Below are 10,685 nucleotides of genomic sequence, written 5' to 3'. Positions count from 1 at the left end.
AGTTGTCTGGTTACCCTATCCTCGATACCTGCGCGCCGCTACCACCCCCCACCCAGGAGTCCTATGGAACCGAACCCACCGCGGCGTCCGGGCCCGAGCGGATTCGTGCCGTTCCCGGCCGACCGCGCCGCGTCCTACCGGACGAAGGGCTATTGGGCGGGACGCCCGCTGGACAGCCTGCTGACCGACGCGGCGCGCCGCTGGCCCCGCCGGCGCGCTGTCGTCGACGCCGCGGCGGATACCGGGTTGAGCTTCGGCAAACTGGACGCGCGGGCCGATCGCGTCGCGGCCGGGCTGGGGCGGCTGGGCATCGCGCCGGGCGACCGGGTGCTGCTTCAGCTGCCGAACGGCTGCTCGTTCGCGGTGGCGCTGTTCGGCTTGCTGCGGGCGGGCGCGATCCCGGTGCTGTGTCTGCCCGGCCACCGGGCCACCGAACTGGCCCACTTCGCCGCGGTCAGCGATGCGACCGGCCTCGTAATCCCGGACACCGCAAGCGGTTTCGACCACCGGGCGATGGCGCGCGGCCTGGTGGCCGAGCACCCCGCGCTTACGCACGTCGTCGTCGACGGCGACCCCGCGGAATTCACCCCGTGGACGCACCTGTGCGACGAAACCGCCGGAAAGCCCCCAGTGCCGCCGCCTGATCCGGAAACACCTGCGCTGCTGCTGGTTTCGGGCGGCACCACCGGCACTCCCAAACTCATCCCCCGCACCCACGACGACTACCTCTTCAACGCGACCGCCAGCGCCGAGGTCTGCGGGCTGGGCGGCGACGACGTCTACCTGGCGGTGCTGCCCGCGGGCCACAACTTCCCGCTGGCCTGCCCCGGCCTGCTCGGCGCCATGTCCGTGGGCGCCGCGACGGTGTTCGGCACCGACCCCAGCCCGGAGGCCGCCTTCGCCGCGATCGAGCGCCACGGCGTCACGGTCACCGCTCTGGTGCCCGCGCTGGCCACGCTGTGGGCGCAGGCCTGCGACTGGGAGCCGGCGACACCGAAATCGTTGCGGCTGTTACAGGTTGGCGGCTCGCGGCTGGAACCGGCGGACGCCCGCCGGGTGCGCGCCGCTCTGACTCCGGGCCTGCAGCAGGTATTCGGGATGGCGGAAGGCCTGCTGAACTACACCCGCCCCGATGACCCGGCGGAGATCGTCGAGAACACCCAGGGGCGACCGTTGTGCGTCGACGACGAAGTGCGCATCGTGGACGCCGCGGGCGAGCCGGTGCCGCCCGGCGAAGAGGGCGAGCTGCTGGTGCGCGGACCGTACACGCTCAACGGGTATTTCCGCGCGGAGCGCGACAACGAGCGCTGCTTCGATCCCGACGGCTTCTACCGCAGTGGCGACCTCGTCCGCCGACGACACGACGGCTACCTGGTGGTCACGGGCAGGGTCAAGGATGTCATCTGCCGCGGCGGCGAAACCATCGCGGCGGCCGAACTCGAGGAGCACTTGGCGAGTCATGCCGCGATCCGTTCGGCGGCCGCTGTCGCACTGCCCGATCCCTACCTGGGCGAAAAAGTTTGTGCTGCAGTTGTTTTCACCGGAGAGCCGATCACCCTCGCGGAGCTGAACGCCCACCTGGACGAGCGCGGTGTGGCCGCCCACGCCCGGCCCGACGCGCTGGTCGCGATGCCGGCGCTGCCCGTCACGCCGATCGGCAAGATCGACAAGAAAGCGATCGTGCGTCGACTCGCCGGGCGATGACGGCGCGAATTCAGTGCTGCACCCGCACGGCCAAGTAGTAGTCGTGCTGCCGGGTGTTGTCGACGGTGTAGCCGACCGCCTTCGAAGCGGCCTCATGATCGGAACTCAACCAGCGCTCGGTGTGTTGGCGCTCGAACTCGGCCCACGATGCCACAGTGAATCTCTCCAGCAAGATCTGGGGGCTCTTGGCGCTGCGGTACAGCTGCCAACTGTGGCCACCGGTACGCAGGCGTGACCGCCTGACGGCGCTCATCGCCTCGATGAAGCCGTCGAGGTTCTCGGCCGACACGCGATATCGCACGGTCACCAGCACCGGTCCGTCGTGGGGGCTCGGCTCGAACACGAGCATCGGCGACGTCCAGCACGTCGAGATGTCGCGACTCAGCAGCCCGGTTGACGCCCGCAGCGGAAGCACGGCGACGCTGAGGGCCGCGACGCCCAGCAGGATCGCCGAGCAATTCAACGCGACCTCGAGACCCGCCCGTGTGGCGACGACGCCCCAGAAGTACGAGCCGATCGCCATCGACCCCGTGAAAACCAGCAGATATACCGACAACCCGCGGGCCCGGACCCATTGCGGGAGGTGCAGTTGCGCCGCGGCGTTCAAGGTCGACAACGTGATCAGCCACGCCATCCCGGCCAGCACCAACACCGGCATCGCCGCCGCGAACGGCAGCCACGCCACCGCCGCAACCGCGAGACCGTAGACCGCGGCGCACAGCGCCAACAGCACGTTGGCCGAGGCCTTCCGGCGCAGCGGTGTGGCGACCGCGACGGCGAGCGTCGCGCCGAGACCGATGGCCCCCAGCGTCAGCCCGTAGCCGCCGGCTCCCAGGTGCCAGCGGTGGTGAGCGGACACGGGCAACAGCGCCAGCAGCGCCGAGGCGGGAAACAGAAAAAGGGCCGCGCGCAACAGGATCCTGAGAAAAATCGGGCTGTGCACCACATATTGCAATCCGGCGCCGATCGCTTGGCCGATGCGCTCCCGCTCGATCGGCGCGAGTTGCTTGGGGCGTTTCCAGCCACGCAGGACGACGATGATGCCGACGAACGAAATCGCGTTGATCGCAAAGACCGCGGCGGGGCCGGCCAGCGCCACGGCGATGCCGCCGATCGCTGGTCCCACCGCCTGGCCGACGTTCACCGAGACGCTGGACAGGGTGGCGGCGGCCGGTATCTGCTCGCGCGGGACGACCTCCGGCTGAATCGCCTGCCAGGCCGGTGCGGTCAGCGCCGAAGCGCACCCGATGGCCACCGTGAACAGCAACAGCGCCGTCGGGTTGAGGTGTCCGGCGTAGGTGAGCGCCGCCAGGGCCAGCGCCACCACCACCGCGTACGACTGCAGAAAGATCAGCAGCCGCCGCCGGTCGAACAGGTCGGCGAGCACTCCGGCGAACAGTCCCAGCAACAGCGTCGGCCCGAGGCTGGCCGTCTGGACCAGCGACACGATGGCGGCACTGCCGTGCGCCTCGATCAAGAACCATTGGGCCGCCACGCTTTGCATCCACGTCCCGACGTTCGAGACGAACTGCGCGATGAACAGGTTGCGGTACAGGGGATTGCGCAACGGTGTGGGCGCGGGTTGCCCCCCGCCGGCACGCTCCTTGACCTGAGTCACGGTCGAACCGATTGACGACGGCCCGTCGCTTCCGCGGCAACGCCTTGCGCCTCGTGCACGACTGAAAAGTCTAGGACACGCGTTCTCGCCGCAGCATCCGACAGGCGGCTAGAAATTGAGCCCGGAGAACATCACCCGGCCGGGGTCGTACTTCTGCCGCACGGCGCTCAGCCGGGACAGATTCGGACCGAAGTAGCGCGCGGGCGGCTGGTTGGCCTCGATGTAGTTCACGTACCCGCCGACCGAATACGGTTGCACCGCTTGGTGTGCGGTGGTGAGCCAGTTGGCCGCCGCCGAAGGGTCGCCGGTTTCGACGTACCACTGCACCAGCGAGGACTGCCGGCGCCACGGAAACGCCGTGGCCCCCGGCGCCACGGCCGCCAGCGCCCCGTCGAGGGCGTGCATGATCGCCAACATGCGCCCCGCGCCGCGGGGGAAGGCGTCGACCGCGGCGGCGATGCCCTGGGCCGCGGCGGGGGTGAGCGTCGTGAACACGTCGGATCCGCCGACGTACCCGAGCGGCGCCGGGTTGAGGTTCCCGACGGCCAGGTACCGCACCAGGTCCAGGTAATTGAACGTGTGGTTGTCGGTCCCGGTCGGTTGCAGCCCGACGGCGGACGCGATCGCGCTCGCCACGCTGCCGCCCGACCCGGCCGGGCACGTCGCCATGATCCGGCAGTGTGTGCCCATCGCGTCGACGGTGGCGTCGGCCAGTGCCCAGCTGTTCCGGTCGGCGGTGCGCAGCCAGCTCTGCCAACCGAGCAAGACCTGCGCGAACGACTGCGGCGGGAAGTTGATGTTCACCACATCGACGTCACTGGTCGGGAACGTGGCGAAGGTCAGCGAGGTCGTCACGCCGAAGTTGCCGCCACCGCCGCCGCGCAGCGCCCAGAACAAGTCGGGGTTGCTGGCGGCCGACGCGGTGACCGCCTGGCCGCCGGGCAGCACCACCGACGCCGACGTCAACTGGTCGCACAGCAGGCCCGCGTGCCGGGACTGGGCGCCCAGCCCGCCGCCCAGGGCGTGGCCCGCGGCGCCCACCGACGGGCACGTGCCCGTCGGGATGCCCCGGCCGGCCGCGGCGAGAGTCTGGTGCATCGCGTAGAGACTGGTTGCGGGCGTCACCGTGACCTGCCCTGTGGCGGCGTCGTAGTTGATGTCGCCGGGCAGTTGCCGCAGATCGAACACCAGGGCGCCGTTGGCCGTGGACGCGCCGATGTAAGAATGCCCGCCGCTGCGCGGCGCGACCTTGACGTTGTTGGCAGCGGCGAACGCCATCGCCTTCTGCACGTCCGCCGCCGACGTGGGCGTGACGATCGCGGCCGGCGTGGAACCGTTGTAGTTGGTGTTGAAAACCTGCTTGGCCGAGCCGAATTGAGGGCTGCCCGGCAATAGCACCTTGCCGCCCAGGGCGGTGGACAGGCCGTCCCAGCCGGACGCGGCCGGAGCGGCGGTGGCCCGTACCGAGCCGAGTCGGCCCGATCCGAAAACCGCGCCGGCGGCCAACGCGCCCGCGGCGCCGCGCAAGAACGCCTGGCGGGAGATCTCACGCACCAACGTAGGGCTCCCGCGATTGCGTCATGCCCGCATTGTCGACCACGAAAAGCGCGGTGCCGCGCGACCTGTCGCGGGGTGGCTGAAACGTGCCCGAACCGTTACCCGGGTACGGCTCCGCCCTTATCGGCCGCTGAGTGTAAGCGTGCCTTCGGTTTTGAGCACCCTGCTGGCGGTGATCCGTTCGGCCTTGCGGGCCTCGCGCTCGAGGTAGCGCTGCTTGGATTCGTCGAATTTGTCGCTGGCCATTTCGAGTTCCTTGATCAGCACGGCAAGGTCGTCGCGCATCCGGGCGGCCTCGCCGGTGAAGTCCTCGCGTTCGAAGATGCGCCACTTCTTCAGCACCGGCATGACGACCTCGTCGAGATGGATGCGCGGGTCGTAGACGCCGCCGACCGCGATGATCACCGCCTTGCGCCGAAATTCGGGCACCGTGAAGCCGGGCATCTTGAAATTGCGCAGGATGCGGTGCACCGATCGCATCGCCTGGTTGGGCGCGATGTCCAGGCCCGCCGCGCTGACGTCGCGGTAGAAGATCATGTGCAGGTTCTCGTCGTGCGACACGCGGGCCATCAACTGTTCCGCGATGCTGTCATCAGCGGCCCTGCCGGTGTTGCGGTGCGCGACCCGGGTCGCCAATTCCTGGAACGACACGTACATGACCGAGTCGAAGAGGCTGTCAGCGAACATGTCGCCCTGGTGGTTCTGACCCGGGCTGAAGCCACGGGTCATTTGCTCTATGCGCAGCTTCTCCAACTCGACCGGGTCCACCGCCCGGGTGACCACCAGGTAGTCGCGCAGCGCCGTGCTGTGCCGGTTCTCCTCGGCGGTCCACCGATTCACCCACTGGCCCCACGGGCCGTCCATGGTGAAGTTCATCGCGATCTCGCGGTGGTACGACGGCAGGTTGTCCTCGGTCAACAGGTTCTGCACCATGGCGACCTGCGCCACGTCGGACAGCCGGCTCTGCTCGGGCTCCCAATCCTGGCCGTCCAGCGCGTAGAAGTTCTTGCCGTCCGACCACGGGATGTAGTCGTGCGGGTTCCATTCCTTGAACAGCGAGAGGTGGCGGTTGAGCAATTGCTCGACCACCGGCTCCAGCTCGCGGAGTAGCTGCAGGTTCGTCAAGCCCTCTGACACGTGGACCTCCCAGTTATCTGTGTCGACGAGTACCTGTTTCAGGCAGTTACATCAAGATGACACGCCGGGAACCGGGCGACTAGGGCCAAAAGTCCCTACGGGTGGCGCCACGACGGGCGCACTTCTTCACACCGGCGTCGATCTCGACGAAAGACCACTCGAGCGCTGTTGCCGCGCGATCAGGTAGGGCGCGAGGGTGGACAGCTTTTCGCAGGTCTCCTCGAATTCCCGCTCGGGTTGGGATTCTTCGATGATCCCGGCACCGGCGCGCAACCACGTCGTCCCGTCGCTTTCGTAGGCCGCCCGCAGCGTCAGTGCGGCGTCCAGGCCGCCGTTGGCCGAAAGCATGACGACCGCACCGGAATACAGCCCGCGCGGGCCATCGTCGAGGCGCAGGATGGCCTCGACGGCGGCCGCCTTCGGAACGCCCGACGCCGTGACCGCCGGGAAGAGCGCCTCCAACGCGTCCATCCGGTCGCTCGACGGGTCCAGCCGCGCGCTGACCGTGGAACCGAGATGCTGCACGCTGCCGCGCTCCCGCACCGTCATGAAGTCGGTGACCACCGCGGTGCCCGGTTCGGCGATCTCGACCATCTCCCGCAGCGAGCTGCGCACCGAAATGGCATGCTCGACAATCTCTTTGGAATTCGACTCCAGGTCGTCGCGGGCCTGGCGATCGCGCGCCGCACCGCGCCCGAGAGCGCGCGTGCCGGCCAGCGGCTCGGTCACCACGGCGCCGTCACGGTGAACGGCCGCCACAAGTTCGGGGCTGTAGCCGACGGCGCGAATCCCGCCCAGCCGCAACAGAAACGACCGCACCGGGGTGTTGTGCGGCCGGCCCCGCCGATAGGTCGACGGGAAGTCGAGCGCGAAAGGGACTTGGACGCAACGGGACAGGATCACCTTGTGGTAGCGGCCCGTGGCGATCTCGCGAACGGCCGCGGCCACCCGCCCGCGGTATCCGGACGGGTCGGCGGTCACGTCGACCGCGCGGGCGTCGGGCACCCCGGGCAGGCCGTCGGTCAACAATCGGCGTACCGCCTCGAGCTGGGCGGCTTCGGCGCCCTGCACGCGCACCGCCTCTGGGGTCACCACGATGCGGGTCCGGGGCCAAAACACCCGCGCCAACGGGGTTCGCGGCGCCAGTCGCTCCTGGAGCCCGTGGCGGTAGACGCCGAGTTCGAAGGCGATCCAGCCGAAGAGCTGATCGGTTTCGAGCAGCAGCCGGTCGATGGCTTCGCCCAGGGCCGGGCCCGGCCGTCCGGACCACTGTTGCCGCTGGACGACGCCGTCGCGGATCACCCGCAGTTCGTCGCTGTCCAGCTCGATCATCGCCCGCACGCCGCTGGCCAGCACCCATTGCCCGTCGTGCTCGTACAGCAGGTACTCCTCGCCGCGCCGCTCGGGCAGCGCGGCGGCCAGCTCGGCCGCCATGTCGGCGGGATGGACGTCGGGCGGCAAGGGAATGTGCGGTGACGTGGAGCCGGCGGAACTGGCCTCGACGCTGACCTCGGTCACGGTTAGTAAATGTAGCCTAACCTATCTAGGCGGGCGCAACCCCCGCCCCGCCCGCGCGTCGGAGACACCCGCCGTCTGCCACACCCGCCCGGGCAACGCCCCCTACAGCAAATCCCCAGAAAAGTCACAGAGGATTCACGTCAAGCGCCGTTTATGCCCCCGACCAGCGGCGCTGTGACCACCGACTTTGGGAAATTTAGCTATTGCGATACGGCTGTGTAAAACATCGGCTTTTCACGCTGTGTCCGAGTGGCGGACCCCTACCCGCGGGGTTAAATTTTGCACCGGTTTCGGGAAGTCGTGGTTGCCCCGGTGTTGCGAACGGTGCTTCCCCAGTCACTGCTTCAAAAAGAGAGGCACCCATGCTGCAAGAGTTCTGGCACAACTTCACCCACAATCTGTTCAAGCCACTTCTGCTGTTCTTCTACTTCGGGTTCCTGATCCCGATCCTGAAGGTGCGCTTCGAGTTCCCGTACGTGATCTATCAGGGCCTGACGATGTACCTGCTGCTGGCCATCGGCTGGCACGGCGGCGAAGAGCTCGCCAAGATCAACGCCTCCAGCATCGGGGTCATCGTCGGCTTCATGGTGCTGGGCTTCCTGCTCAACTTTGTGATCGGTGCCGTCGCCTACGTGCTGATGGGGTGGTTGACCTCGCTGAGACGGGTCGATCGGGCCACGGTCGCGGGTTATTACGGATCCGACTCGGCCGGCACGTTCGCCACCTGCGTGGCCGTCCTGGCCGCCGTCGGCATCTCGTTCAACCCGTACATGCCGGTGATGCTGGCCGTCATGGAGATTCCCGGCTGCCTGGTCGCGCTCTACTTCGTTGCGCTGCTGCGCCACCGGAACATGGACGCCGCCGGGAACATGCCCGACGAGCCCGGGTACACGCCGCCGGTCAAGGTCGGCATCGGGCCGGGCACGGCGGCAAAGCCGCCGCACGGCCAGAGCCTGGAGGCCGAGCACGACCGGGGCGTCGAGCAGGAGCTGGAGCTGGCGATGGAAAAGTTGGAGCACCCGAACTGGGAGCCCGACCAGACTCCGCCGATCGGCAAGGCCAAGCGGATGCCGATGTTCTCCCGTGAGCTGCTGCAGGAAGTGTTCCTCAACCCCGGGCTCGTTCTTCTGTTCGGCGGCATCATGATCGGCCTCATCAGTGGGCTGCAGGGACAGAAGGTCGTGGCCGACGACGACAAGTTCTTCGTGTTGGCTTTCCAGGGCGTGCTGTGCCTCTTCCTGCTCGAGATGGGCATGACGGCGTCCCGCAAGTTGCGTGACTTGCGGTCGGCCGGTCCCGGCTTCATCGCATTCGGCTTGATCGCGCCGAATATCTTTGCGCCGCTGGGCATCATCGTCGCCCACATCTACGCGTCGGCCACCCACGCCGATTTCAAGCCGGGAACCTACGTGCTGTTCGCGGTGCTGTGTGGCGCGGCGTCGTACATCGCCGTCCCGGCGGTCCAGCGGCTGGCCATCCCCGAGGCCAGTCCCACTTTGCCGCTGGCCGCGTCCCTCGGCTTGACGTTCTCCTACAACGTCACCATCGGAATCCCGCTCTACATCGAGATCAACCGCCTGGTCGCGCACTGGTTCTAGCGCCGGTCCTTTCGTGGCCGATCGCCGTCCTGCGCCTGACGCCGGACGGTGATCGGGCACGAACCAGCGTTGTTAATTGTTCGTAAAGACGGCATGACTCCGTTGACGCAGGCCGCGTGAGTCTTCATATTTCTATTGATGTTCTGGGACGCTCCGCGTCAGTTGCCGCTTCTCGCATCGCCGGACTGAATCGCACGGAGGCGCCACAATGTTGCAGGAGTTCTGGCAGAACTTCACGCACAATCTCTTCAAGCCCCTGCTGCTTTTCTTCTACTTCGGATTCCTGATCCCGATCCTCAAGGTGCGGTTTGAGTTCCCTTACGTGATCTATCAGGGCCTGACCATGTACCTGCTGGTGTCGATCGGCTGGCAGGGGGGCGAAGAACTCGCCAAGATCCAACCGGCCGACATCGACAACATCGCCGGCTTCGCCGTCATGGGCTTCGTCCTGAACTTCGCCATCGGCTGCCTGGCCTACGTGTTGTTGAAGTACATGACCGCTATGCGCCGCGTTGACCGAGCGACGGTCGCGGGGTACTACGGGTCGGATTCGGCGGGAACCTTCGCTACCTGCGTGGCCGTCTTGGCGGGCGCGGGCATGGCCTTCAACGCCTATATGCCGGTTCTGCTGGCCGTCATGGAGATTCCCGGTTGCCTGGTGGCGCTTTACCTGGTGGCGCGGTTGCGTCATCGAGGACTCACCGAATCGGGGTACATGCCCGGCGAGCCCGGCTACGTCGCACCGAGCAAGGTCGCGAGTGGTCCCGGGACCGCTACGCGCCCCCCGCAGGGTCGGAGTCTCGAGAGCGAGGGCGAACGCGGGGTCGAGCAGGAACTCGAATTCTCGATGGAAAAGCTGGAACATCCGAACTGGGAGCCCGATCAAAGCCCGGCCCGCGGGAGGGCCAAGAGGATGCCCATCTTCTCCCGCGAGATCTTAAAGGAAGTGTTCCTCAATCCCGGGCTCATCCTGCTCATCGGCGGCATCGTCATCGGCTTCATCAGCGCGCTGCAGGGACAGAAAGTCGTCCACGACCAGAACGAGCTCTTCGTCGCGGCGTTTCAGGGCGTGCTCTGCCTGTTCCTGCTGGAGATGGGCATGACAGCGTCGCGAAAGTTGCACGACCTCAAGCTCGCCGGGCGCGGCTTCATCCTCTTCGGCCTGCTGGCGCCCAACTTGTTTGCGGCGCTCGGCATTCTGGCCGCCTACACCTACGCGGAGCTGACCCACACCCACTTCCAGCCGGGCACCTACGTGCTGTTCGCGGTGCTGTGCGGTGCGGCGTCCTACATCACGGTGCCGGCGGTGCAGCGGCTGGCGATCCCCGAGGCCAGCCCGACGCTGCCGCTGGCCGCGTCGCTGGGTTTGACGTTCTCGTACAACGTCACCATCGGCATCCCGCTCTACATCGAGTTCAATCGCCTGGTCGCGCACTGGTTCCCGGGCGCCTGACAAACGCGTATCGGGATTCGCCCGACATCGAGATCGTCCGCATGGCCATGCGCCGTCTGCGATCTCGTGAAACGGCGCCGCCCGAGCAACCCGCGCGCCG

General features: G+C 67.5%; 7 protein-coding genes. 3 read left to right on the top strand and 4 right to left on the bottom strand.

The genetic code is table 11. The features are described from left to right. Positions 1 to 63: 63 nt before the first annotated feature. Positions 64 to 1,704 (top strand): (2,3-dihydroxybenzoyl)adenylate synthase, encoded by a 1,641-nt coding sequence (locus A5696_RS08965; protein ID WP_067876544.1) that lies wholly within the window; start codon positions 64 to 66, stop codon positions 1,702 to 1,704. A gap of 10 nt (positions 1,705 to 1,714) precedes the next feature. Here A5696_RS08965 and A5696_RS08960 read toward each other — a convergent pair whose 3' ends face one another. The 4 genes from A5696_RS08960 to A5696_RS08945 all read right to left on the bottom strand — a co-directional run bounded on the left by A5696_RS08960 (position 1,715) and on the right by A5696_RS08945 (position 7,534). Next, positions 1,715 to 3,322: an MFS transporter gene (locus A5696_RS08960; RefSeq protein ID WP_067876541.1), complete on the bottom strand. Its 1,608-nt coding sequence runs from the start codon at positions 3,320 to 3,322 to the stop codon at positions 1,715 to 1,717. A gap of 108 nt (positions 3,323 to 3,430) precedes the next feature. Next, a complete protein-coding gene (locus tag A5696_RS08955; RefSeq protein WP_067876537.1) occupies positions 3,431 to 4,879 on the bottom strand; it encodes an FAD-binding oxidoreductase in 1,449 nt (482 codons plus the stop codon). A gap of 120 nt (positions 4,880 to 4,999) precedes the next feature. Beyond that, positions 5,000 to 6,016 (bottom strand): acyl-ACP desaturase, encoded by a 1,017-nt coding sequence (locus A5696_RS08950; RefSeq protein WP_067876534.1) that lies wholly within the window; start codon positions 6,014 to 6,016, stop codon positions 5,000 to 5,002. 126 nt (positions 6,017 to 6,142) lie between these two features. Then, entirely contained in the window at positions 6,143 to 7,534 is a 1,392-nt protein-coding gene (locus A5696_RS08945; protein ID WP_067876531.1) for a salicylate synthase, read from the bottom strand. Positions 7,535 to 7,896: 362 nt separating this feature from the next. On the opposite strand from A5696_RS08945, the gene A5696_RS08940 reads away from it, so the two are divergent. Both A5696_RS08940 and A5696_RS08935 read left to right on the top strand, forming a co-directional pair. Next, on the top strand, positions 7,897 to 9,132 hold the full coding sequence (locus A5696_RS08940) for a sodium-dependent bicarbonate transport family permease (protein WP_067876524.1): 1,236 nt from the start codon (positions 7,897 to 7,899) through the stop codon (positions 9,130 to 9,132). Positions 9,133 to 9,340: 208 nt separating this feature from the next. Beyond that, on the top strand, positions 9,341 to 10,585 hold the full coding sequence (locus tag A5696_RS08935; protein WP_067876521.1) for a sodium-dependent bicarbonate transport family permease: 1,245 nt from the start codon (positions 9,341 to 9,343) through the stop codon (positions 10,583 to 10,585). The last annotated feature ends 100 nt before the right edge of the window (positions 10,586 to 10,685 follow it).

This window comes from Mycobacterium sp. E2699, assembly GCF_001666745.1.
GTDB lineage: Bacteria > Actinomycetota > Actinomycetes > Mycobacteriales > Mycobacteriaceae > Mycobacterium.
Note: the sequence above shows the minus strand (reverse complement) of the source record. Positions and strands in the feature narration are given on the sequence as shown.

Excerpts from the sequence above, each read along its gene's own strand:
- A5696_RS08965 (WP_067876544.1), top strand. The coding sequence starts at position 64 with ATGGAACCGAACCCACCGCGGCGTCCGGGCCCGAGCGGATTCGTGCCG.
- A5696_RS08940 (WP_067876524.1), top strand. The coding sequence starts at position 7,897 with ATGCTGCAAGAGTTCTGGCACAACTTCACCCACAATCTGTTCAAGCCA.
- A5696_RS08935 (WP_067876521.1), top strand. The coding sequence starts at position 9,341 with ATGTTGCAGGAGTTCTGGCAGAACTTCACGCACAATCTCTTCAAGCCC.